This window comes from Vibrio metoecus, assembly GCF_009665255.1.
GTDB lineage: Bacteria > Pseudomonadota > Gammaproteobacteria > Enterobacterales > Vibrionaceae > Vibrio > Vibrio metoecus_B.
In genome coordinates this window covers 2104855-2128485 of record NZ_CP035686.1, presented here as the reverse complement: position 1 = coordinate 2128485, position 23631 = coordinate 2104855, and the positions used below count along the sequence as shown (strand labels likewise).

At 47.1% G+C, this 23631-nt stretch carries 20 protein-coding genes, 2 tRNA genes and 1 pseudogene; 19 read left to right on the top strand and 4 right to left on the bottom strand.

The window, feature by feature from the left end; genetic code table 11:
- Positions 1–35: 35 nt before the first annotated feature.
- From folP to EPB59_RS09550, 15 genes and pseudogenes are all read left to right on the top strand, one after another.
- Positions 36–869 (top strand): dihydropteroate synthase, encoded by an 834-nt coding sequence (gene folP / locus EPB59_RS09620; protein WP_154172519.1) that lies wholly within the window; start codon positions 36–38, stop codon positions 867–869.
- Positions 870–893: 24 nt separating this feature from the next.
- On the top strand, positions 894–2234 hold the full coding sequence (gene glmM / locus EPB59_RS09615) for a phosphoglucosamine mutase (protein WP_154172517.1): 1341 nt from the start codon (positions 894–896) through the stop codon (positions 2232–2234).
- Positions 2235–2490: 256 nt separating this feature from the next.
- Positions 2491–2826 carry a preprotein translocase subunit SecG gene (secG, locus tag EPB59_RS09610; protein WP_055051756.1) on the top strand — a complete coding sequence of 112 codons (336 nt, stop codon included), beginning with the start codon at positions 2491–2493 and terminating at the stop codon, positions 2824–2826.
- A gap of 27 nt (positions 2827–2853) precedes the next feature.
- Positions 2854–2937 (top strand) — tRNA-Leu (locus tag EPB59_RS09605).
- A 53-nt stretch (positions 2938–2990) separates the two neighbouring features.
- Positions 2991–3067 (top strand) — tRNA-Met (locus tag EPB59_RS09600).
- 210 nt (positions 3068–3277) lie between these two features.
- A complete protein-coding gene (gene rimP, locus EPB59_RS09595) occupies positions 3278–3733 on the top strand; it encodes a ribosome maturation factor RimP (RefSeq protein ID WP_055051905.1) in 456 nt (151 codons plus the stop codon).
- Between the two features lie 18 nt (positions 3734–3751).
- A complete protein-coding gene (gene nusA, locus EPB59_RS09590; protein WP_000031600.1) occupies positions 3752–5239 on the top strand; it encodes a transcription termination factor NusA in 1488 nt (495 codons plus the stop codon).
- A 24-nt stretch (positions 5240–5263) separates the two neighbouring features.
- Positions 5264–7960, top strand: a complete 2697-nt coding sequence (infB, locus tag EPB59_RS09585; protein WP_154172515.1) for a translation initiation factor IF-2 — start codon at positions 5264–5266, stop codon at positions 7958–7960.
- Between the two features lie 101 nt (positions 7961–8061).
- Positions 8062–8460 carry a 30S ribosome-binding factor RbfA gene (rbfA, locus tag EPB59_RS09580; RefSeq protein WP_001123658.1) on the top strand — a complete coding sequence of 133 codons (399 nt, stop codon included), beginning with the start codon at positions 8062–8064 and terminating at the stop codon, positions 8458–8460.
- Entirely contained in the window at positions 8460–9398 is a 939-nt protein-coding gene (gene truB, locus EPB59_RS09575; RefSeq protein ID WP_148545611.1) for a tRNA pseudouridine(55) synthase TruB, read from the top strand. The genes rbfA and truB overlap by 1 nt, the downstream gene beginning before the upstream one ends.
- Positions 9399–9539: 141 nt before the next feature.
- Entirely contained in the window at positions 9540–9809 is a 270-nt protein-coding gene (rpsO, locus tag EPB59_RS09570) for a 30S ribosomal protein S15 (protein WP_000055655.1), read from the top strand.
- Positions 9810–10109: 300 nt separating this feature from the next.
- Positions 10110–12239, top strand: a complete 2130-nt coding sequence (pnp, locus tag EPB59_RS09565) for a polyribonucleotide nucleotidyltransferase (protein ID WP_055051908.1) — start codon at positions 10110–10112, stop codon at positions 12237–12239.
- A 114-nt stretch (positions 12240–12353) separates the two neighbouring features.
- Positions 12354–13264, top strand: a pseudogene (gene nlpI / locus EPB59_RS09560) (lipoprotein NlpI).
- A gap of 97 nt (positions 13265–13361) precedes the next feature.
- Positions 13362–13769: a MarR family winged helix-turn-helix transcriptional regulator gene (locus tag EPB59_RS09555; RefSeq protein WP_195706976.1), complete on the top strand. Its 408-nt coding sequence runs from the start codon at positions 13362–13364 to the stop codon at positions 13767–13769.
- Positions 13770–13808: 39 nt separating this feature from the next.
- Positions 13809–15146 (top strand): MATE family efflux transporter, encoded by a 1338-nt coding sequence (locus tag EPB59_RS09550; protein ID WP_154172509.1) that lies wholly within the window; start codon positions 13809–13811, stop codon positions 15144–15146.
- A 58-nt stretch (positions 15147–15204) separates the two neighbouring features.
- Here EPB59_RS09550 and EPB59_RS09545 read toward each other — a convergent pair whose 3' ends face one another.
- The 3 genes from EPB59_RS09545 to EPB59_RS09535 all read right to left on the bottom strand — a co-directional run bounded on the left by EPB59_RS09545 (position 15205) and on the right by EPB59_RS09535 (position 19271).
- Positions 15205–16083, bottom strand: a complete 879-nt coding sequence (locus EPB59_RS09545) for a U32 family peptidase (protein ID WP_154172507.1) — start codon at positions 16081–16083, stop codon at positions 15205–15207.
- 12 nt (positions 16084–16095) lie between these two features.
- Positions 16096–17109, bottom strand: a complete 1014-nt coding sequence (gene ubiU / locus EPB59_RS09540; RefSeq protein WP_154172505.1) for a ubiquinone anaerobic biosynthesis protein UbiU — start codon at positions 17107–17109, stop codon at positions 16096–16098.
- Positions 17110–17216: 107 nt separating this feature from the next.
- Positions 17217–19271 carry a putative bifunctional diguanylate cyclase/phosphodiesterase gene (locus EPB59_RS09535; RefSeq protein ID WP_154172503.1) on the bottom strand — a complete coding sequence of 685 codons (2055 nt, stop codon included), beginning with the start codon at positions 19269–19271 and terminating at the stop codon, positions 17217–17219.
- Between the two features lie 321 nt (positions 19272–19592).
- Here EPB59_RS09535 and ubiT point away from each other — a divergent pair, with 321 nt between their 5' ends.
- The 4 genes from ubiT to rimI all read left to right on the top strand — a co-directional run bounded on the left by ubiT (position 19593) and on the right by rimI (position 21568).
- Positions 19593–20120, top strand: coding sequence for a ubiquinone anaerobic biosynthesis accessory factor UbiT (gene ubiT, locus EPB59_RS09530; RefSeq protein WP_055051914.1), 528 nt, complete (start codon positions 19593–19595; stop codon positions 20118–20120).
- On the top strand, positions 20104–20607 hold the full coding sequence (locus EPB59_RS09525; RefSeq protein WP_055051915.1) for a GNAT family N-acetyltransferase: 504 nt from the start codon (positions 20104–20106) through the stop codon (positions 20605–20607). The genes ubiT and EPB59_RS09525 overlap by 17 nt, the downstream gene beginning before the upstream one ends.
- A gap of 107 nt (positions 20608–20714) precedes the next feature.
- On the top strand, positions 20715–21122 hold the full coding sequence (locus EPB59_RS09520; RefSeq protein ID WP_154172501.1) for a DNA polymerase III subunit psi: 408 nt from the start codon (positions 20715–20717) through the stop codon (positions 21120–21122).
- A complete protein-coding gene (gene rimI / locus EPB59_RS09515) occupies positions 21119–21568 on the top strand; it encodes a ribosomal protein S18-alanine N-acetyltransferase (protein ID WP_195706975.1) in 450 nt (149 codons plus the stop codon). Before EPB59_RS09520 ends, rimI begins: the two co-directional genes overlap by 4 nt.
- On the opposite strand, the gene EPB59_RS09510 is transcribed toward rimI, so the two are convergent.
- Positions 21557–23614, bottom strand: coding sequence for a putative bifunctional diguanylate cyclase/phosphodiesterase (locus tag EPB59_RS09510; protein WP_055051918.1), 2058 nt, complete (start codon positions 23612–23614; stop codon positions 21557–21559). The genes rimI and EPB59_RS09510 overlap by 12 nt on opposite strands.
- Positions 23615–23631 lie beyond the last annotated feature (17 nt).

The window sequence follows — 23631 nt, the reverse complement described above, 5'->3', positions numbered from 1 at the left end:
GGTTTTGTGTTTGCAAGGGAGCAAATTTTAAAACGATGAAAATCAGTTATGCCAATAAGCAACTTAATTTGAACTCTCCCGTTGTCATGGGGATTTTAAACACCACTCCAGACTCTTTCTCAGATGGTGGAAGCTACATTCAGCTCGATAAAGCACTCATGAAAGCGCAACAGATGATTGATGCTGGTGTCACGATCATTGATATCGGTGGCGAATCGACTCGGCCTGGAGCTCCGGATGTGAGCTTAGAAGAGGAATTACAACGTGTGATTCCATTAATCACCGCAATTCGTCAACAAAATGCACAGGTATGGATTTCCATTGATACCAGTAAAGCTGAAGTAATGCGCCAAGCGATTGTAGCGGGAGCGGATCTGATTAATGATGTTCGAGCTTTGCAAGAGCCAGGAGCTCTAGATGTTGCAGCTCAGGCTCAGGTTCCCGTCTGTATTATGCATATGCAAGGGCAACCACGTACCATGCAAATGGCTCCTCAATACGACAATGTGGTTGAAGACGTTTGCGCGTTTTTAGTTGAGCGCATTGCCGCCTGTGAGGCCGCCGGTATTAAGCGTGAGAATATTATCTTGGATCCCGGTTTTGGCTTTGGAAAATCGATTCAACACAATTATCATTTGCTCGCTCACTTAGAACAGTTTCATCGTTTTGGATTGCCTGTTTTGGCTGGAATGTCGCGTAAATCAATGATTTTCAAAACACTGAATAAACAACCAGCAGAGTGTGTAGCGGGGAGCGTGGCTTGTGCGACTTTAGCCGCAAGTAAAGGGGCGCAAATCATTCGGGTACATGATGTAGAACAAACGCTAGATGCACTAAAAATAGTGCAACTGACGTACGAAAATTTGTAAAACAATAATGTAAAGGAAAAACAAATGTCTGATAAAAGACGTTATTTTGGTACTGATGGGGTACGAGGCAAAGTTGGCCAATACCCAATTACACCTGATTTTGTACTTAAGCTTGGCTGGGCTGCTGGACGTGTTTTGGCAAAACAAGGCACAAAGAAAGTCATCATTGGTAAAGATACTCGTATTTCTGGCTATATGCTGGAATCCGCTTTGGAAGCTGGTTTGGCGGCGGCGGGGTTGAAAGCGACATTCACCGGCCCCATGCCAACACCTGCGGTGGCTTATCTAACCCAAACATTCCGTGCGGAAGCTGGGATCGTTATTTCTGCATCACACAATCCGTACTATGACAACGGCATCAAATTTTTCTCTTATGAGGGAACCAAACTGCCGGATGAAATTGAGTTAGCGATTGAAGCAGAGTTGGATAAAGACATCGAATGCGTTGAATCTGCAGAACTTGGTAAGGCCTCACGTATGGTGGACGCTGCGGGTCGTTACATCGAATTTTGTAAAAGCACTTTCCCTTCAAAACTCAGTTTGTCTGGGGTGAAGTTAGTCGTGGATTGCGCGAATGGTGCCACCTACCATATTGCTCCGAATGTTTTTCGTGAGTTAGGTGCCGATGTGATTGCAATGGGCGTTGAGCCAAATGGCTTGAACATTAATGATCAAGTTGGGGCAACCGATGTCCGTGCTCTGCAAAAACGCGTTGTTGAAGAAAAAGCACATCTTGGCTTAGCGTTTGATGGTGATGGCGATCGCATCATCATGGTTGACCATTTGGGGAATAAAGTCGATGGTGACCAAATTGCTTACATTATCGCGCGCGATGCATTGCGCCGTGGTGAACTCAAAGGCGGCGTTGTTGGGACACTGATGACCAACCTTGGTATGGAAAATGGCCTGAAACAACTTGGTATTCCTTTTGCCCGTGCCGCGGTAGGTGATCGCTATGTTATGGAAAAGCTGCAGGAAAAAGGCTGGAAAATTGGAGCGGAAAACTCAGGTCACGTCATTTTACTTGATAAAGTGACCACCGGTGATGCGATTGTCGCTGGTCTACAAGTGCTTGCCTCCGTCGTCGGTAGTGAAATGACTCTGCATGAGTTAGCCAAAGGCATGACCCTTTACCCGCAAGTATTGGAGAATGTTCGTTTTGCGGGGGAGAATAATCCACTTGAAGCGGAAGCGGTGAAAGCCGCGGTCGCTGAGGTAGAAGCAGAGCTAGGCTCGAAAGGCCGAGTATTGCTGCGTAAATCGGGGACAGAACCTCTAATCCGCGTGATGGTGGAAGGCGAGGATGATGCGCTAGTGAAACAGTCTGCGCTGAAAATAGCTCAAGCCGTCAAAGATAACTGCTAATTTGAGTGCTGGTTTCTACAGTTCCTAGTTGATTGATTTCGCGCTAGGAATTGTAGAAATGCTTGAAAAATCGTTGTTGTGCGAGTTTTTTGAGCGATCAAATCGGAAAGTGATTTTTTTTAGAAAATACCTCTTGTCAGCCTTGGAACCATTCGTTAGTATTGCGTCCGCTTTCGGAGAGAAAGGTCGCTGGCCTTGTTCGAGTCTGATGATACGAACGGCGCTAGCTCAACAAATATGAACATAGGTGGAAGTAATGTTTACAGTTCTACTTGTGATTTACCTGTTGGCAGCGGTTGCTATCATTGGCCTAGTGTTGATTCAACAAGGTAAAGGCGCAGACATGGGAGCCTCATTCGGTGCCGGCGCGTCAAACACTGTGTTTGGTGCTGGTGGCTCAGGTAATTTCTTAACCCGAATGACTGCAATTTTTGCAACAGTATTTTTTGTTATCAGCCTTGTGCTTGGCAATATGTCAACTCACAAAACTGAGTCACAATGGGTTGACCCGTCACAAGGTCAAGTGATTCAACAAGCTGGTGACACAGTGGGTGAAGCTCCTGCTAAAAGCAGCGACGAGATTCCTCACTAAGCTATCTAAATTAGATAGACGAAATATGCCGAGATGGTGAAATTGGTAGACACACTAGCATGAGGTGCTAGCGCCTTAGGTGTGAGGGTTCGAGTCCCTCTCTCGGCACCATATTTACAAACTTGTAAATCACTTTGTTGAGCGTATAATGCTCGCAAGTCGGACGCGGGGTGGAGCAGCTTGGTAGCTCGTCGGGCTCATAACCCGAAGGTCGTCGGTTCAAATCCGGCCCCCGCAACCAATCTCTCCTAACGATTAGAGAGACAAGTTTGGCAGTGTTAACCTCACTGCAGTTGAGAAGCGATTCTCAATTTATCAGGGTCCAGCAATAAAAAACCCCGACTTAATCGGGGTTTTTTATTATCTAAATTTCCTTTTTCGGGAGTTTTAGATATTTGCTTGGTATTTAAATTGGGCTCTAAGCCCTTTTTTTGTTTCTGGAGTGGTTTAGATGACTGGTTTAGAAAGACAACTTACTGAAATGCTTGAAGCTCCGGTGGTTGCTGCAGGTTACGAGTTGGTTGGATTAGAGTTCGTCCGTGCAGGGCAACATTCCACACTACGTATCTTTATTGATCACGCAAACGGTATCACAGTGGAAGACTGCGCAGAAGTGAGTCGCCAAGTGAGTGCAGTTTTGGATGTTGAAGACCCAATTTCGGTCGTTTATAACCTCGAAGTGTCTTCGCCTGGTCTGGAAAGACCACTCTTTAAAGCAGCACATTACGAGCAGTTTATTGGTCACGAGGTCAGCATCGTTTTGAAAATGGCTGTTGCTAACCGTCGCAAGTGGAAAGGGTTCATCCAATCAATTGATGGTGAAACCGTAGCCGTGATGGTTGATGGGCAAGAAGAACATTTTGCTCTGAGCAACATTTCAAAAGCTAACCTGATCCCTAAATTTTAAGTCTTTGAGGCTAGAACAATGAGTAAAGAAATTTTAGCGGTAGTTGAGGCGGTTTCTAACGAGAAAGCGGTACCTCGTGAGCGTATTTTTGAAGCGCTGGAAACTGCGTTAGCGACTTCAACGAAAAAGAAGTATGAGATTGAGATCGATGTTCGCGTTGCGATCGATCGTAAAACTGGCGCATTTGAAACTTTCCGTCGCTGGTTAGTGGTTGAGAATGTTGAACATCCAACCAAAGAGATTTCATTTGAAGCGGCAAACTTTGATGATGAATCTGTGCAGATGGGTGACTACATTGAAGATCAGATCGAATCTGTCACCTTCGACCGTATTACTACCCAAACAGCTAAGCAAGTGATCGTACAAAAAGTACGTGAAGCTGAGCGTGCACAGATCGTTGAACAATTCATCGATAACGAAGGTGAGTTGGTGACTGGTGTGGTGAAGAAAGTAAACCGCGAGACAGTGATTCTCGATCTGGGTAACAACGCCGAAGCGGTTATCCTACGTGAAGATCAACTGCCACGTGAAAACTTCCGTCCAGGTGATCGCGTGCGTGGTCTGCTGTACAAAGTGGCTCCGGAGGCTCGTGGCTTCCAACTGTTCATCACCCGCTCTAAACCAGAAATGCTGACCGAGCTGTTCCGCGTGGAAGTTCCTGAAATCGGTGAAGAGCTGATTGAATTGAAAGCTGCCGCGCGTGACCCAGGCTCTCGTGCCAAGATCGCTGTGAAAACCAACGACAAGCGTATTGACCCTGTGGGTGCGTGTGTGGGTATGCGTGGTGCACGTGTACAAGCGGTTTCGGGTGAACTCGGTGGCGAGCGTATTGATATCGTGCTGTGGGACGATAACCCAGCGCAATTCGTCATTAACGCCATGGCTCCGGCTGATGTTGCTTCAATCATTATGGATGAAGATACACATTCAATGGATATCGCTGTTGAGGCGGATAACCTTGCGCAAGCGATCGGCCGTAACGGCCAGAACGTACGTCTTGCCTCTCAACTGACTGGTTGGGAACTGAACGTAATGACGGTCGCGGATCTGCAGAAGAAACACCAAGAAGAATCAATGGCATCTATCGAGAACTTCATGAAGTACCTCGATATTGAGCAAGACTTTGCTGAGCTTCTGGTTGAAGAAGGTTTCTCTACGCTAGAAGAGATTGCTTACGTACCAATGAACGAGCTACTTGATGTTGATGGTATGGATGAAGATCTAGCCGAAGAACTGCGTAGCCGTGCAAAAGAAGCACTGACGACGATTGCTCTGGCAAAAGAAGAATCGTTCGAAGGTCTTGAGCCAGCAGAAGATCTGCTTGCACTAGCAGGACTGGAACGCGAAATGGCATTCAAACTGGCGGCAAAAGGTGTTGCGACACTGGAAGATCTGGCTGACCAAGGTGTGGATGATTTAGAAGGTATTGAAGGTCTGACCGAACAACGTGCGGGTGAGCTCATTATGGCTGCTCGTAACATCTGTTGGTTTGGTGAAGACGCATAATTTTCAGCAAGGGGAGGAAGCGGCATGACACAAATTACCGTTAAAGCACTGAGTGAAGAAATTGGTACACCAGTAGACCGCTTATTAGAGCAACTTGCTGATGCAGGAATGAACAAGGCTGTTGCAGATCATGTATCTGAAGATGAGAAGCAGAAATTGCTCGCTCATTTGCGTAAAGAGCACGGCGATGCGGCTGGCTCTGAGCCAACGCGTTTGACACTCCAGCGTAAAACCCGTAGCACACTGAGCGTGAATGCCGGTGGCGGTAAAAGTAAGAATGTTCAGGTTGAAGTGCGCAAAAAACGTACGTATGTTAAGCGCAGTTCTGTTGAAGATGATGCGACTCGTGAAGCGGAAGAAGCCGCAATGCGCGCCGCAGAAGAGCAAGCACAGCGTGAAGCTGAAGAAGCAGCGAAACGTGCGGCTGAGGAAAAAGCCAAGCGTGAAGCAGAAGAGTCAGTAAAACGTGAAGCAGAAGCAAAACGTGTGGCGGAAGAGAAGGCGAAGCGCGAAGCGCAAGCTGCAGCTCAACCACGTTCTGACGAAGAAAAATTGAAGCAAGAAGCAGCGCGCAAAGAAGCCGAGGCGCTAAAACGTCGCCAGGAAGAAGAAGCAAGACGTAAGGCCGAAGAGGAAAGTCGCCGTCAACTTGAAAAAGTACGCGAATTGGCTGAAAAAAATGGTGAGCGTTGGTCTGCTGAAAAAGAGACTGTAGGTGATATGCAAGAAAACACTGATTACCATGTAACGACTTCGCAATATGCACGCGAAGCGGAAGATGAGGCAGACCTCCACGAGGAAGGTGCTCGTCGTCGCTCCACAAAAGCGAATAAGAGAAAGATGTCTTCTCGCGATGACAACCAAGAACGTGATTCTCGCCCTCGTGGTGGCAAAGCGGGTCGTAAAGGCCGCATCAACAAGCCAATGTCTATGCAGCACGGTTTTGATAAAACCGCTGTGGTAGCAAAAGCGGATGTTGTGGTTGGTGAAACCATCATCGTTTCTGAACTGGCACAAAAAATGTCAGTGAAAGCGACTGAAGTTATCAAAGTGATGATGAAAATGGGCGCAATGGCGACCATTAACCAAGTGATCGATCAAGAAACTGCTCAACTGGTAGCAGAAGAAATGGGTCACAAAGTGGTACTGCGTAAAGAAAACGAACTGGAAGAAGCGATTCTGTCGGATCGTGATGACAAGTTCGACGAAGTTTCTCGTGCGCCAGTTGTGACCATCATGGGTCACGTTGACCACGGTAAAACTTCAACGCTGGACTACATTCGTCGTACACACGTTGCCTCTGGTGAAGCGGGTGGTATTACTCAGCACATCGGTGCTTACCACGTTGAAACACCAAATGGCATGATCACCTTCCTCGATACTCCTGGACACGCGGCGTTTACCGCAATGCGTGCTCGTGGTGCGCAAGCAACGGATATCGTAGTGCTGGTTGTGGCTGCGGACGATGGCGTAATGCCACAAACTGTGGAAGCGATCCAACACGCGAAAGCGGCGGGTGTTCCACTGATCGTTGCAGTAAACAAGATCGATAAAGACACGGCTAACCCAGATAACGTGAAAAACGAACTGGCGCAGTACAACGTTATGCCTGAAGAGTGGGGCGGTGAGAACATGTTTGTTCACATCTCTGCAAAACAAGGTACGAACATTGAAGGTCTTCTAGAAGCGATCCTGCTACAAGCTGAAGTTCTTGAACTGAAAGCGGTGAAACAAGGTATGGCGTCTGGCGTGGTCATCGAATCTCGTCTAGATAAAGGCCGTGGTCCTGTAGCAACGGTTCTGGTTCAATCAGGTACACTGCGTAAGGGTGACATCGTACTGTGTGGTCAAGAGTATGGCCGCGTTCGTGCAATGCGTGATGAAATCGGTAACGAAGTTGAAGAAGCGGGTCCATCGATCCCAGTTGAAATCCTCGGTCTGTCTGGTGTTCCAGCTGCCGGTGATGAAGCAACCGTAGTACGTGATGAGCGTAAAGCACGTGAAGTGGCTAACTACCGTGCTGGTAAGTTCCGCGAAGTGAAACTGGCGCGTCAACAGAAGTCTAAACTGGAGAACATGTTCTCTAACATGACTGCTGGTGATGTGGCTGAGCTGAACATTGTACTGAAAGCGGACGTACAAGGTTCTGTCGAAGCGATTGCCGATTCTCTGCGTAAACTTTCTACCGAAGAAGTGAAAGTGAACATCGTAGGTTCTGGTGTAGGTGGTATCACAGAAACGGATGTGGTGCTGGCTGCAGCTTCTAACGCTATCGTGGTAGGCTTTAACGTACGTGCTGATGCCTCCGCTCGCCGTACCATTGAAGCTGAAAATATCGATCTGCGTTACTACTCAATCATTTACCAATTGATCGACGAAGTGAAACAGGCGATGAGCGGTATGCTTTCTCCTGAATTCAAACAAGAGATCATCGGTCTGGCGGAAGTTCGTGACGTATTTAAGTCACCAAAACTGGGCGCGATTGCAGGCTGTATGGTTACTGAAGGCGTTATCAAGCGTAATGCTCCGATCCGCGTTCTACGTGATAACGTGGTTATCTACGAAGGTGAACTGGAATCTCTGCGTCGCTTTAAAGATGACGTTGCAGAAGTTAAGAATGGTTACGAGTGTGGTATCGGCGTTAAGAACTACAACGACGTTCGCGTTGGCGACCAGATCGAAGTGTTCGAAACGATCGAAATCCAACGTACCATCGACTAATCAACTACTGTTGCATTAATCAAGGCAATGTAGGTTGTTGAATACACCATGGGGGGCTGGCTAAGACCATCCCCCCATTCTTTCTATCAGTGAGAAACGATATGCCGAAAGAATTTAGCCGCACACAGCGTGTGGCACAGCAATTACAAAAAGAACTGGCGATGATCCTGCAACGTGAAGTGCGCGATTCTCGTCTGGGTATGGTGACTATTTCTGATGTAGAAGTGTCGCGCGATCTGGCTTACGCCAAAGTGTTCGTGACTTTCCTTTGCATCGGTGAGCAAACACCAGAATCTTGCTTGGCTGCTTTGCGTGAGCACGAAGTGCAGATTCGCATGATGCTAGGTAAGCAAATCCGCTTACGTTTGACGCCAGAAATTCGCTTCTACTACGACAACACTTTGGTTGAAGGTATGCGTATGTCAAACCTAGTAACGGAAGTGATCAACAGTGATAAGCGTCGTATGCACGAAGCTGGTCGCGACGAGGACGAAGCGTAATGGCTCGTCGACGTAAAGGTCGGGTTATCCACGGTGTGATTCTGTTGGATAAGCCGACAGGCATTTCCTCCAACGACGCTTTGCAAAAAGTTAAACGTCTCTATGGCGCTGAAAAAGCTGGCCATACGGGCGCTCTTGACCCTCTGGCGACCGGCATGCTGCCGATCTGTCTCGGTGAAGCCACAAAGTTTTCCCAATTTCTGCTTGATTCCGATAAACGTTATCGCGTGATCGCAAAATTGGGCGAACGTACCGATACGTCAGACTCTGACGGTCAAGTGGTGCAAACGCGTCCTGTCAACGTGGAGCGCGATACTCTTCTTGCGTGTATTGAAAAATTTCGCGGTGAAACGGATCAAGTTCCGTCCATGTTCTCCGCGTTGAAATACCAAGGCCGTCCACTCTACGAATACGCTCGACAGGGCATTGAAGTGCCGCGTGAAGCACGCAAGATCACCGTGTATGAAATCGAGCTGCATCGTTTCGAAGGCGATGAAGTGGAGATGGAAGTGCACTGCTCAAAAGGTACTTACATCCGCACCATCGTCGATGATTTGGGTGAAATGCTCGGTTGCGGCGCGCATGTGACTATGCTGCGCCGTGTTGGTGTCGCTAACTATCCGTATGAACGGATGGTGACACTAGAGCAGCTCAATGCATTAGTTGAACAAGCCCATCGTGATGAAAAGACGGTTTCCGAAGTTCTCGATCCGCTATTACTGCCGATGGACACCGCCGTGGAAGCTCTACCTGAAGTTAACGTTATCCCAGAATTGATGCAGCTTGTGCAGCATGGACAAGCGGTGCAGGTGTTTGGTGCGCCAACCGATGGTATGGTGCGCATTACTGGCGGTGAGCAGAAGTTGTTCCTTGGCGTTGGCGAGATTGACGATAACGGTAAGGTAGCGCCGAAACGCTTAGTCGTTTACGGCGAATAAACCCGCTGGATGGCTCGTTTTATGGCGAGACATTCCGCTTGTGTGCGTCAGGATTATTCCCTATAATTCGCGCTTCTCGTGTCGGCTGAATCAGAGATTGGCTGGCACAAACTTAAACCTCAAACTCTTTAGGAGAGAATTATGTCTCTGAATGCAGAAACTAAAGCAGCAATCGTTGCTGAATACGCACGTTGTGAAAATGACACTGGTTCACCAGAAGTACAAGTAGCTCTGCTGACTGCTTCTATCAACCACCTGCAAGGTCACTTCCAAGCACACAAAGGCGATCACCACAGCCGTCGTGGTCTGCTGCGCATGGTTTCAAGCCGTCGTAAGCTGCTGGACTACCTGAAAGGCAAAGATCTGTCTCGTTACCAAGATCTGATCAAACGTCTAGGCCTGCGTCGTTAATTCGTCGCTGCAAAGCACAGTTTGTACAGAAAAGGGGCGAAAGCCCCTTTTTTGCACTCTAAATTAGCTATCCTTCCGTTAAGTAGTTTATACTACCCGCCGTTCAGTCTGCGTGACTGAGCAAGTTTGTACTCATGGCATTACCGTCACCGCAGTCGACCAAAAGGTCGCGGCTATTAAAAACAGATTGTTCTCTCGACTATTTCCCCAAGTTTCAGTCTTTTTTTACTAGTCGCGATTCGTAGTGCTTTGAGTATTGATGATTTGATTTCAGGCTTGTCCTGAGAATAAGGAATACTCATGTTCGAAAAACCAGTAGTAAAAACGTTTCAGTACGGTAACCACACCGTTACTCTAGAAACCGGTGTTATGGCTCGCCAAGCAACGGCAGCCGTTATGGCAACCATGGACGACACCGCAGTGTTCGTCAGCGTAGTTGGTAAGAAAGAAGCTGTTGTGGGTCAAGATTTCTTCCCTCTGACGGTAAACTACCAAGAGCGTACTTACGCTGCAGGTAAAATCCCTGGCGGTTTCTTTAAGCGCGAAGGTCGTCCTTCTGAAGGTGAAACGCTGACTGCACGTCTGATCGACCGCCCAATTCGCCCACTGTTCCCTGATGGTTTCACTAACGAAGTACAAGTAATTGTCACTGTCGTTTCTGTTAACCCAGATGTACAACCTGACATCATTTCTATGATCGGTACTTCAGCAGCGCTAGCGATTTCTGGCCTTCCATTCAATGGCCCAATCGGTGCCGCTCGTGTTGGCCACATTGATGGTCAACTGGTTCTGAACCCAAGTGAAAAAGAGCTGAAACAGTCTCGTCTGGATCTAGTGGTTGCGGGTACTGACAACGCAGTTCTGATGGTTGAATCAGAAGCACAAATTCTGACTGAAGAAGAGATGCTGGCAGCGGTTGTGTTTGGTCACGATCAACAACAAGCTGTTATCAATGCGATCAACGAATTCGCAGCCGAAGTGGCAACACCTGCATGGGAATGGGTTGCTCCAGCTGAAAACACTGAGCTGAAAGCGAAAGTCGCTGCTCTAGCAGAAACACGTCTGGTTGAAGCGTACCAAATCACTGAAAAAATGGCGCGTTATGCTCGTATCCATGAAATCAGTGCTGAAGTGAGCGCAGCTCTGCTGGCTGAAAACGAAGCGTTGGATGCAAAAGAAATTCACACTATTTTCCACGATTTGGAAAAAACCGTTGTACGTCGCAGCATCATCGCGGGTAATCCACGTATTGATGGCCGTGAAAAAGACATGGTTCGTGCTCTGGATGTACGTACTGGCGTTCTGCCACGTACCCACGGTTCAGCTCTGTTCACGCGCGGTGAAACTCAGGCTCTAGTAACAGCGACTCTGGGTACTCAACGTGACGCACAGATCATCGATGAACTGACTGGCGAGAAGAAAGACCACTTCCTACTGCACTACAACTTCCCTCCATACTGTGTAGGTGAAACTGGTTTTGTAGGTTCTCCTAAGCGTCGTGAAATCGGTCACGGTCGTTTAGCGAAGCGTGGTATCGCAGCAGTTATGCCTTCAGTAGACGAGTTCCCATACACTGTACGTGTGGTTTCTGAGATCACTGAATCGAACGGCTCATCTTCAATGGCTTCTGTGTGTGGTTCATCTCTGGCTCTGATGGATGCTGGTGTACCAATCAAGGCTTCTGTTGCGGGTATCGCAATGGGTCTAGTGAAAGAAGAAGATGATTTCGTAGTTCTGTCTGACATTCTGGGTGACGAAGACCACCTAGGTGACATGGACTTTAAAGTAGCGGGTACCGCAACGGGTGTGACTGCACTGCAGATGGACATCAAGATTGAAGGTATCACCAAAGAGATCATGCAAATCGCACTGAACCAAGCAAAAGGTGCTCGTCTGCACATTCTGTCAGTGATGGATCAAGCTATCTCTGCTGCACGTAGCGATATCTCTGAATTTGCGCCACGTATCCACACGATGAAAATCAGTGTAGATAAGATCAAAGACGTGATCGGTAAAGGCGGTGCGGTAATTCGTCAGCTGACGGAAGAAACTGGCACTACGATCGAGATCGAAGATGACGGTACGATCAAGATCGCAGCGACTGACGGTGATCAAGCGAAAGAAGCGATTCGTCGTATTCAAGAAATCACTGCAGAAGTTGAAGTGGGCGTTATCTACACAGGTAAAGTTGCTCGTCTTGCGGACTTCGGTGCGTTTGTAACGATTCTTCCTGGTAAAGATGGCCTGGTACACATCTCTCAAATCGCTGACAAGCGCGTAGAGAAAGTGTCTGACTATCTGACTGAAGGTCAAGAAGTTCAAGTTAAAGTACTTGAAATCGACCGCCAAGGCCGTGTTCGTCTAAGTATGAAAGAAGCGGTTGAAACGTCAGCAGAAGCGGCAGCTGAAGTAGCACCACAAGCGGAATAAGTTTCCGTTTACGGCAAAATCAACATGGCTTTTCCTTTTCTGACGAAAAGCATGTTATAAAGGGGAGCGTTATTCGCTCCCTTTTTTATGCGAAATCCCACAGGAGTATGATGAGTGAAATGGTTTCGATTCCCTGCCGCAGTGATTGGATTGGCTTTGTTGTCTGGCTGTGCCTCGCAACCTGAATCTACAACGCAGTGGATTTACCCCCAATGGCGGTGCCATTACAAGCCTCTGTTCAGCAAGAAGTTCAAATCGCTCGCTTAACTCAATTATTGCAGCGTTCGGATCTTGAGCCAGAATTACGTGCCAAAATGCTTTTTGAGCGTGGTAACTACTACGACAGTGTAGGGTTACGTGATTTGGCTCGGCTCGATTTTACTCAATCACTGTCGATTAATCCGGTGCAGCCTGATGTGTTTAACTTGCTTGGGGTGTATTACACCGAGGTGGGGGAGTTTGATGCGGCTTATGAATCCTTTGATTCTACTGTAGAGCTAGACCCTGGTAACGAATACGCAGTACGCAACCGTGCTATAGCATTGTATTACGGAGAGCGTCCACGATTGGCTCTGGAAGAGATCCAGCAGCACTATCAACAAGACCCTAAAGATCCTTTCCGTGCTCTGTGGTTATATATCATTGAAAGTGATGTCGATGCGGTGAAAGCGCGCTCCGATCTTCTCGCGCGTTATCAACAGCATGATGAACAGTGGGGCTGGGTATTGGTCGGTTTGATGCTCGATCAGCTTTCAGAAGAAGTGGCCTTTAAAGCCATTATTGCAGGCTCGCGGGAAAATGATCTATTGGCTCAACGCCTGACCGAAGCGTATTTCTACCTAGGCAAGCGTTATCAGATGCAAGGGGAGTTAGCGCACGCGTTGTCTCTTTATAAGCTTGCGATTTCATTCAATGTTTATGAATACGTTGAACATCGCTACGCATTTATCGAACTCGGACGTATTTTCGAGCAGGCTCGTGAAGAGCGTTTAGCAAGAGCTAAAGCTGAATCACTGACACAATAACGTCATCCATCCATGATAAAAAGCCGCTGATTGCGGCTTTTTTTATGCCTGTTTTTTTGGCAAAATAGTTAGTCTTGCTAACTATTTGCTATCAATCATGCTAGAAAAAAATTTAGAGAAGATGGAACGTTTTGCCGCCAAGGTTTGGCGTAAATATGGCAAAGAAGATCCGCTTGCCCAGCTTAGTTTCAACGAATACGACTATCTGAAAGTGATCCAAAATTCACCGCAAGCAATTCGTTTGACCGATCTAGCTATTGCTCTGGAAGTGACCAAGCCTTCGGCATCGAACATGATCAAAAAGCTAGAAAGGCGCGGTTTGGTAAAACGAGTGCAGTGCGCAGAGGATGCTCGTTCACAGCTTTTTGAACTCACAGAGCAAGCGGGATTACATTTAGCCAGTGAGGCTCGGGTTTACCAAGTCTTGGCGCAGCAAGTGGTGCAACATTTGTCTCCAGAAGAGGCCATTATGTTGGATTTATTGCTCGGCAAAGCTCTGCGCTAGAAATTTTATTAGATAAACTAACTAAATAGATATGTGTTTATGATGAATCGATCGATTTACCGACAGTTTGTTCGCTACACCATTCCGACGGTGGCTGCGATGCTGGTTAATGGTCTGTATCAAGTGGTGGATGGGATTTTCATCGGCCACTATGTTGGGGCGGAAGGGCTAGCGGGAATTAATGTTGCTTGGCCTGTGATCGGCACTATTCTTGGTCTCGGGATGCTGGTTGGCGTGGGAACCGGAGCACTTTCTTCAATTAAACAAGGTGAAGGGCATCCTGACAGTGCTAAGCGTATTCTGGCCACTGGATTGATGAGTTTACTGCTACTTGCCCCTATCGTGGCTGTGATCTTGTGGTTTATGGCGGATGATTTTCTGCATTGGCAAGGAGCACAAGGCCGAGTGTTTGAGTTGGGCTTGCAGTATCTGCAAGTATTGATTGTTGGCTGTGTATTTACGTTAGGTTCCATAGCCATGCCATTTCTGCTGCGCAATGATCACAGCCCCAATTTGGCTACCTTGTTGATGGTGATTGGTGCTCTCACTAATATTGCCCTCGACTATATCTTCATTGCATGGCTTGGTTGGGAGCTGACGGGGGCGGCGATCGCTACGACGATCGCTCAACTCGTGGTGACCTCATTGGGATTGGCCTATTTTTTCTCAAAGCGAGCCAATATGCGTTTAACACGTCGTTGTCTGAGGTTGGAGTGGCAGATGTTGCCCAAGATCTTCGCGATTGGTGTTTCAAGTTTTTTCATGTATGCCTATGGTTCAACCATGGTCGCGCTGCATAACACCTTGATGATCGAGTATGGTAACGCGGTGATGGTCGGCGCTTATGCAGTGATGGGCTATATCGTGACAATTTACTATCTGACGGTAGAAGGCATTGCCAATGGCATGCAGCCGTTGGCCAGTTACCATTTTGGTGCACGTAACTATGACCATATTCGTAAGCTATTACGCTTGGCAATGGGAATCGCGGTATTGGGAGGCATGATGTTTGTGGTGGTGCTCAACCTATTTCCTGAGCAGGCGATTGCGATCTTTAATTCGACGGACAGTGATTTGATGTCGGGTGCGAAAATGGGCATCAAGCTGCACCTGTTTGCTATGTATCTCGATGGTTTCTTGGTGGTGAGTGCAGCGTATTATCAGTCGACGAATCGTGGTGGAAAAGCCATGTTTATCACGGTAGGTAATATGTCGATCATGCTGCCATTTTTGTTTGTTTTGCCTCAATTCTTTGGGTTAAACGGCGTGTGGATTGCTCTGCCCATTTCCAATATTGTGCTGAGTACTGGGGTGGCCATTATGCTATGGCGTGATGTGAGGAAAATGGGTCATACCGCGCAGGCCTCCTACGCGTAGTGGTTGTGAAAAAAGTAAAAAGGGTTGCTGTAAGCAACCCTTTTTAGTGAAAGTCAACTTAGTTATTTTTTACGGCTAAGCCTGCCAGTTGGTGCCAGTAACCGTTGCATTGATGATGTTCAATCGGCTGCGGCTTCTGACCTTGTTCATTGGCTTTGAACTGCTGGAGATGCTGGAAGGTTTCGATGCCTAATGGGCTTAAACGAACGACATCTACTAATCCAGTCATGCTTGGCAAATCATTGACCAAGTTGTAGCAATAACCTGACTGGGTTTGAATGCCGTTGAGGTTAAATACCGATTGTCCCTCTTGGCTTGCGACTTGAATCCCTGTTGGGTAACGAATACAGCAGGTTTCGCATTCATCTTTCGCACGGTTTTCTGCTCGCGCCGTAAAACAACGTGCCGAGTAAGCCAGTGGTAAGTAACCGTGACTGAATACCTCGACTTCAAATTTGCCGCGGATACCCAAATCATCACACTGTTGTAAGGTGTTAATCAACCAATCACGCGAGAGTTCTACCGGCATGCACCAACGGATCATGCCTTGTTTTAAAAACAGCTTCAGTGTGTGCGCGTTGTAGGTATTAACAGCTGGCCCCACGATGAAAGGAATGCCTTTCTCATGAGCCATTTGAATGGCTGAAACATCGTTGGCTTCTATCGCAAAGTCACCGTTATCGATGTATTTTTTCATCACATTGATTTCACTTGGTGCTTCGAGCAGTGCCATCGTGGAAAGTACCACCTGCTTACCTGCATCCGAGAGGGATTTGGCAATTTCAAACCAATGCTGAGGTTTCAGTTCACGACGTTTCGAGCAGACCGTTTCACCGAGATAAATGACATCGGCTACACTGGCAGCCGCTTGAGCATAGAAACTCTCGACGTCTTGTTTTGGCCAGAAATAGAGTAGGGGACCTAAAGCATATTTCATAATCGCTTGTCCTTATTGCCATTGACGGTGATAAGCACCGAGCGTGGTTTGAGTACCTTCTGACACATTGGCCAGTGCGGCATCCCATTTGGGTTCCACATGATATTGTGTCGGATTTGCCAAATAGCGATCGATCGCAGCACGCCAGGTACGCGTCACTTGTTCGACATACGCTGGGCTACGTTGCCGACCTTCAATTTTGACGGAAGCCACATTCGCGGCAAACAGCTCAGGTAGTAGTGATAAGGTATTTAAGCTGGTGGGTTCTTCGAGTGCGTGGTAGCACTTACTTTCACCCTCAAGCTCAGTAATGAAACGACCTTTACACAGAGTGGGGTAACCTGCATTTTCCCCTGCCGCGTACTTATCAATCAAAATTTCGTTCAAACGCGATTCAAGGCCGGATTCCGTTTCTTGCCAACGAACGTACTTGGCTGGAGAGCAAGCACCGACAGTATTTGGGGATTCCCCCGTCATGTAAGAGGAGAGATAGCAACGCCCTTCCGACATGATGCACAAACTGCCAAAGGCGAACACTTCCAACTCAACGCCTTGCGGGATGTTGCGTGAAAGCTGTTTGACTTGATGAATAGAAAGTACGCGCGGAAGCACGACACGTTTCACATTAAAATTCTGATGATAAAACTCAACCGCTTTCACGTTGGTAGCAGAAGCTTGTACGGAAAGGTGCAATTCAAGGTACGGGTATTTACGCGCCGCATATTCAAGCACCGCAATATCGGCAACGATCAAAGCGTCCACACCCAGATCCGCAGCCTGATCAACCGCGTTAGTCCAACGCTCAAAGCCATTTGGGTGTGCAAAGGTGTTGAGAGCTATATGAATTTTTTTACGGTGGTCATGGACATACTGAATCGCTTTTTCTAGTTTTTTGCCGCTAAAATTAAGGCCAGCAAAATGGCGAGCATTCGTATCATCTTTGAAACCGATGTAAACCGCATCGGCACCACAATCAATCGCTGTTTTCAGGGCCGGCAAATTTCCGGCCGGACAGAGTAGTTCCATAGCGTAAGGCTCTGAATTCAGGGAATAGTGGATGCATTTTAGAAAGGATTGAATCAGGCAGATTTGATGTAAGGCAGGTTTCAGACAATCAGAGCAAAATTAACCCCTTAGAGGGATTTTCGATGACGACGATTTTGCGCAAACAACTCTTCAACTTCATGTTTGGGTTGCGGGCGATAGAAATGGAAGCCTTGAATAGAATGGCAATTGAGATTGGAAAGCAAAGTGGCTTGCTGTTGGGTTTCGACCCCTTCTGCCACGACCGTTAAGTTCAATGAACGGCCTAAGTTGATGATGTTCTCAATGACGGTGAGCTGTTTCGGCAGAGTATCGATATTACTGATAAACGCGCGGTCAATTTTCAGTTCGTCAATCGGGAAGCGGGCTAAATAAGCGAGTGAAGAGTAACCGGTACCGAAATCGTCAATCGATAAAGTAAAGCCCAGTTTTTTAATGGCATTGAGCATTTGCTGGGTGTGTTCACTGTCACTCATGACTGCGCTTTCGGTCAGTTCAAAGGTGATGTTGTTTGGATCTAGTCCGGTTGTTCTGAGTAGTTTTTCCAGATAATCAATCAGTTGTGGGTTGCCAAATTGCTCAGGTGAAATGTTAATTGCTACGCGTCCAGGCAGAATGCCTTGCAGTTTCCAACGTTTGACGGTGGCAAACACTTCACGCATCACCACTCGTCCTAAATGCTCGATCAAGCCTGCTTTTTCTGCCACCGGAATGAAAGCCCCTGGGCTGATGTAGCCTTCGACGGGATGTTTCCAACGTACCAGAGCCTCTGCGCCATTGATGCTAAAATCGCGCGCGTTGACTTTCGGTTGGTACCATACTTCCAATCCGTTTTGTTGCAGCGCTTTTTGCAGTTCAATTTCCAACCAAAGCCGCATGCGTGCTTCTTTATTCATCTGATCGTTAAATTTGATCAGTCGGTTGCGGCCACGTTCTTTGGCTTCATACATCGCGGTATCGGCATTTTGCAGCAGAACGCGAGCATCGTTACCGTCGCCAGGGTAGCGTACGCTACCGATAGAACAGGCTAAACGTTTACTGAAATGATGAAGATCAAAGGGTTGATTAATCAAGGAGATGATGCGATCGGCCAGCATTTCCGCTGAACGGTTGTGTTCTGGTTCCGGCAAAATTAAACCAAACTCGTCACCGCCTAAATGGCCAAGTACCGCTTGTTGCGGCAGAAGACGTTTAAGACGTGCCGCCACTTCTTTGATCACCTTGTCACCGATGTGGTGACCAAGGGAGTCATTAATATTTTTAAAGTTGTCGATATCCAGATAGAGCATCACCAAAGGTGTTTCATTGTGAATTAATTGCTCTAAACGCTTGGTGAAACCGTGTCGATTGTACAGCCCGGTTAAACTATCCATGTGGGCATCGACTTGAGTCGTTGCTGAAAGCTGTTTTGGTGCCTCATCTGCATCTTGTAATAGAATCAGCTGCGAGTGGTTGCCGAGTAGGGAGGTGCTGCCCGCATGCAACTGGATCTTACGTTCAAATCCACATCGAGGACCGGTGAGGCATACCAAGGGTTTCTCGGTAAGTAGAGTCGCCAATTGTGTGGAAAACACCGTTTTGGTTTTCTCATCAATAAACAAGCGCGATAGATTTTCACCCAAGAGCTTTTGCGCATCGTCAAAACCGAGCAGACGAGCTGCTGAAGGGTTGGCGGAGATGATGCAGTCGTTTTCGACCATCATCAAACCATCGGGTAGCAACGTTGTCAGAAGCGCGTACTTGCTTTCTGACTCTTCTAAAGAACGCACCAAAATTTGTTTTTCAGAGGTATCTATCGCATGAAATACAATGTATTGCACTTGGTCGTGCATCACGATAGGCGATAAAGAAAAGTGCAAACTGGTTTCGAGATCGATTTCACTGAGCGTCAGTTCGGATTCGATGTGTTCGTTTTTAAAGGCACGGTCGTAGAAAGGTTTGAGGTGCTGATAAAAATGTTCACCCAGAACTAGATTGTCACTCATCCCGACCATCTCTTCGCTTGAGAGGCCCGCGATATCGCAATAGCGCTCGTTGACCATCACATACTTGTGTTGGTCATTAAGGATGGCAAAAAAGAACGGACTGTGTGCCGTGATTTTTGCAAACCAATGCTTGAGCTGAGATGAGGTTTGAGCAGGCATTTAAAATACTACCAACTGTCCGTGCGCGATGACATTTATAATATCCCCTCTAACAATGACTAACAGTTTGCACGACGGTATTTTAGGTTGATGAGCGTACCTAATTCCGTTCATCTAACTTTACATCTTAGCAATGTCGGCAGTGATAATGTTGTTGGGGGTATAGCGTTACCAATTCGGTAACTCACTAACTATAACTGTGATTTCCACAGTAGAAAAGGTTCTCGGCCTGAAGTTATTTTTTGATACATAACAGGAATCCGTCTTTTGACATCCAGTATGATGATCGCAGAATGACTAACAAGGTAACGGATAACGCTCGTGTTAAACAAGATTCGCACTCAACTGGTTCAGAACGCTGCTTCAATTTTGCGATCTCCAATCCACTTATTGCCTCAAAACGTTCAAAAAAAAGCCTTGCTTGATGCAATGGGTTTAGTATTCCGCGAGGCCTTGCAAGACGGGGACTTTGAGTTTCTCGAAGAGAAATGGCTCAAGGTCGAAGTGAAGGACATGGATTTACGTTGGTTTATTAGCTACCAAAACGAACAGTTGGTGGTAGCAGATGCTCCGGTTCAGGAAGATGTCAGCTTTAGCGGTAGTTTGAATGATTTGGTGCTGATCGCGGGACGTAAAGAGGATCCTGATACTTTATTTTTCCAGCGTCGCCTTTCGATTGAGGGCGATACGGAACTCGGGTTGGAAGTGAAAAACCTGATGGATAGCGTGGATCTGCAACAATTGCCAAAGCCACTGCAAATTTTGCTTCAACAGTTGGCGGATTTTGTGCATAAAGGGATGCAAAAGCCGAATTTATCCCAAGAGGTTATTAATGCTTATTCGAACTGAAGCACCTGCCGATATTTTGGCTGTTGATGAACTGTTGAAAAATGTCTTTGCCACTGAAGCTGAGGCAAATTTAGTGATGGCGCTGCGTGAAAATGGCAAGCGAACGTTGTCATTGGTTGCTTGCGATGATGACGGGGAAATCTTTGGGCATGTGATGTTTAGCCCCGTGACTGTCGCAGGGGAAGACTTGAATTGGCAAGGCTTAGCACCACTGGCGGTGAAAGAAGAGTACCGTCGCCAAGGCATTGGGGCTGAATTGGTTAAAGAAGGACTCAGTTCTCTGGGAGAGCTGGGTTATCCTGCCTGTGTGGTTCTGGGTGATCCCGCCTACTACGCACGTTTTGGCTTTGAAGATGCCTCATCCTATCAGTTGCATTGTGCTTGGGATGTGCCGCAAGGGGCGTTTCGTGTGGTTGCACTGTGGGAAAGGGAGCTGGATGGCCGATCTGGGCTTATCGAATACAGCCCAGAATTTGCTGCTGTCTAAATAGCGTTTCAAAAAAGGGGCATTTATGCTCCTTTTTCTCTCTAGCGCTTGAGTCGTCAATCACCTGTTTGTTAGCATTGTCGCTCAGATGGGCTGCGAGTAATACCATGCTTTCTTCTTCACACTATTTGTCCGCGATGGGCATTCAACAATGGGAATTGATCCATCCCGACCGTTTGTCGGGTTTTCAACCAGTGACTCAAGCGTTGGATCAAGGTTGCCGACTCTTGTTGGTCGCCAATACACCGCCGCAAGGCGCTGAAATCCTATTGCTGGAGAAGATCCTCAAAAGTATTCAGCTTGAACTTTCAATGGTTCGTCATATCGCTCCAGCACAGCTCGTTAACCTTGTTTATGAGGGGCTCGAATGGATCTGGTTTGCCGATTGTGAGCCAGCGCCTCATCACGCTCAAAAGCAACTGCATTCACCGCGGTTAAGTGAGATTGACGGGCATACCCAATATCGCCGCGCTCTGTGGCAACAAATTTGTGCTTACCAAGGAACCACATCATGAGTTCATTCTTTACGGCTATGCAATCTGAGCATTTGGATGCCGTTTGGCGCATTGAGCGCATAGCTCACTCCCATCCTTGGACAGAATCCATGGTGCGAGAGCTCAATAGTCGTGGTGCGCGTCATCAGATTATGTTGGTGGATGAGCAGGTAGTCGGGTATTTTTATGCGCAGAATATTGTTGGCGAAGTAACGTTGCTGAATATTGCGATTGATCCTGCCATGCAGGGTAAAGGCTACGGTAAGCAACTGCTGGAGCATTTTATTGCTCAGTGTGAGCAACAGAATGCAGAAAGCGCTTGGTTAGAGGTGCGCGAAAGCAATCTACGCGCTTTTCATTTGTATCAGCAAGCGGGTTTTAATGAAATTGATCGGCGCATCAATTACTACCCTGCGGGCAATGGTAAAAGTGAAGATGCGATCATCATGAGTTACCTATTTTTGTAAGCTATTTGTGGCGATCGGTAAGGTTTGAATTTTCCGATAACTGTTGCTCACAAACCGCTGTGCAATCTCTTCTGCGCGCAGCGGTTTATCAAACAGGTAGCCTTGGAATTGGTTACAACCAAGCTGTTTGAGCGCCGCTAGCTCAGAGGTATCTTCAACCCCCTCGGCAATCACTTCCAAGTTTAGCTTTCTGGCAATCGCCAAAATGGTATCGACGATGGCTTGGTCGTTATCATCCAGATGCAGTTGATTGACAAATGAGCGATCAATTTTCAGCACATCCACCGCGAGATGTTTTAGATAACGCAATGAAGAGTAACCCGTACCAAAATCATCGATCGAAATACTGATCTGACTCTCTTTGAGCTTAGCCATTTTCTGAATCGCACTTTCTACATTCTCAAGCAGTAAACTTTCCGTAATCTCCAGTTCAATTGGTTCCCCAGTGATCCCAGCTTGGCGCAGCGCATGGTTAACCTGTTCGATAAACGAGTCTTGAGCAAATTGTAGTGGGCTAATATTGATCGCCAAGCGGCGAAAATGCGGTGGCAAAATGCCTTGTTTTTTCCACTGAGCGTATTGATAACAGGCTTGCTCAATAATCCAAGTTCCGATGGGTAAAATCTGCCCGGTTTCTTCGGCGATTGGCATAAAAACACCGGGAGGCAGTAACCCGCGTTTCGGGTGATTCCAACGAATCAGTGCTTCAACCCCAATGATATGGTGTTGGTCATCGACTTGAGGTTGATAATACAACTCAAGCTGATGTTGATTGAGGGCTTCGTGAAGCCCTTTTTCAATCTCTAAGAATGATTCGACCTGCGCCTGCATTTCTGGCTCATAAAACATGAATTTATTACGTCCGCTGGCTTTAGCTCGATAAAGCGCAGTATCGGCTTGGCGTAACACATCAATATTACTGATCCCAACCGAAGGAAAAATCGAGATGCCGATACTCACCGTACAATAAAGTTGGTGATCGTCTACGGTATAAGGGTTAGAAATTAGGGTCAGCAACTGTTTGGCCACTTCTTCCGCTTTGTTGGGGGATAAATAGGGGATGAGCACCACAAATTCATCACCGCCAATCCGCGCTGAGAGATAGTCGTTCTTTGTCCAAGCTTCCATGCGCAGTGCGACGGCTTTAATCAACTGATCGCCAATCGTGTGGCCAAGCGAATCATTGATGGTTTTGAAGCGATCGAGATCTAGATAGAACAGTGCTCCGGTCGTGTGTGCATTTTGTGCTGTCGTAATGGCATCACTGAGCTTTTGCAGCAATAAACTGCGATTGGCTAGCCCTGTTAAGCTATCGTAATAGGCGAGTTGATTGAGTTTAGATTCGGCCAGCTCTTTACCTTTCCACATTGATTGAAAGGTAGAAGCCAGCTCGCTGAGTTCATCATCGTGGGTTAGGCGAGGTGGCAGCGGTGAACGCTGAGTATCATTAAGTGAGTTTACCCAGCCAATCAACATGGTGATTGGACGAGATAACTTTTGGTAGAAAAAGATCAGTAAAATCGTTGTGAGCAAAGTATTACGCAAAAGGTCGAACAAAAGCACTCGTGTAGTTTTGGCAATGAATTCTTTGGCGATCGAAGATCCATCGATGTAGAAACTCAATTTACCGACCACCACATTCGAGTTGGGTTGATGCAGCTCGGCACTGAATACGGAGACTGAAGGCGTCAGGTAATTTGCTAATGCATTGACCAGTTCACTCTGCTTACCAATCTCCCGCTCTTTGCGGGTCATGACATCCCCGAAATCATCGACAATTTCAACTTTAAAAATTCCAGTGTCGAGCATTAAGGTTGTGGCGACCTGTTCCGCCAGCAAATTATTCAGATGATAAGCGGCTTGGCTGGCATTCTCGTAACTTTGTACCAGTTTAAAGTTGTAGTGTTCCTGAACCTTGCTCTGTTCTTGATGTAAATCAGACAGAGTATGGTAGAGGCTAAAACACAGCCCCAATAGCACGGAAACTAAAAAAACACTTTTGGCTTGCTTAAAGGCCAACGAATGAATCTTACGAAATTTGGTCATAGGCCGACTTCATTTTT

Bases quoted from the DNA above. Each gene is read 5' to 3' on its own strand.
- rpsO (WP_000055655.1), top strand. From the start codon at position 9,540: ATGTCTCTGAATGCAGAAACTAAAGCAGCAATCGTTGCTGAATACGCA.
- EPB59_RS09520 (WP_154172501.1), top strand. From the start codon at position 20,715: ATGCTTTCTTCTTCACACTATTTGTCCGCGATGGGCATTCAACAATGG.
- infB (WP_154172515.1), top strand. From the start codon at position 5,264: ATGACACAAATTACCGTTAAAGCACTGAGTGAAGAAATTGGTACACCA.
- glmM (WP_154172517.1), top strand. From the start codon at position 894: ATGTCTGATAAAAGACGTTATTTTGGTACTGATGGGGTACGAGGCAAA.
- folP (WP_154172519.1), top strand. From the start codon at position 36: ATGAAAATCAGTTATGCCAATAAGCAACTTAATTTGAACTCTCCCGTT.
- EPB59_RS09550 (WP_154172509.1), top strand. From the start codon at position 13,809: ATGATGAATCGATCGATTTACCGACAGTTTGTTCGCTACACCATTCCG.
- EPB59_RS09525 (WP_055051915.1), top strand. From the start codon at position 20,104: ATGCTTATTCGAACTGAAGCACCTGCCGATATTTTGGCTGTTGATGAA.
- truB (WP_148545611.1), top strand. From the start codon at position 8,460: ATGGCTCGTCGACGTAAAGGTCGGGTTATCCACGGTGTGATTCTGTTG.
- pnp (WP_055051908.1), top strand. From the start codon at position 10,110: ATGTTCGAAAAACCAGTAGTAAAAACGTTTCAGTACGGTAACCACACC.
- EPB59_RS09545 (WP_154172507.1), bottom strand. From the start codon at position 16,083: ATGAAATATGCTTTAGGTCCCCTACTCTATTTCTGGCCAAAACAAGAC.
- EPB59_RS09555 (WP_195706976.1), top strand. From the start codon at position 13,362: ATGCTAGAAAAAAATTTAGAGAAGATGGAACGTTTTGCCGCCAAGGTT.
- secG (WP_055051756.1), top strand. From the start codon at position 2,491: ATGTTTACAGTTCTACTTGTGATTTACCTGTTGGCAGCGGTTGCTATC.
- nusA (WP_000031600.1), top strand. From the start codon at position 3,752: ATGAGTAAAGAAATTTTAGCGGTAGTTGAGGCGGTTTCTAACGAGAAA.
- rimI (WP_195706975.1), top strand. From the start codon at position 21,119: ATGAGTTCATTCTTTACGGCTATGCAATCTGAGCATTTGGATGCCGTT.
- rbfA (WP_001123658.1), top strand. From the start codon at position 8,062: ATGCCGAAAGAATTTAGCCGCACACAGCGTGTGGCACAGCAATTACAA.
- EPB59_RS09510 (WP_055051918.1), bottom strand. From the start codon at position 23,614: ATGACCAAATTTCGTAAGATTCATTCGTTGGCCTTTAAGCAAGCCAAA.
- EPB59_RS09535 (WP_154172503.1), bottom strand. From the start codon at position 19,271: ATGCCTGCTCAAACCTCATCTCAGCTCAAGCATTGGTTTGCAAAAATC.
- ubiU (WP_154172505.1), bottom strand. From the start codon at position 17,109: ATGGAACTACTCTGTCCGGCCGGAAATTTGCCGGCCCTGAAAACAGCG.
- rimP (WP_055051905.1), top strand. From the start codon at position 3,278: ATGACTGGTTTAGAAAGACAACTTACTGAAATGCTTGAAGCTCCGGTG.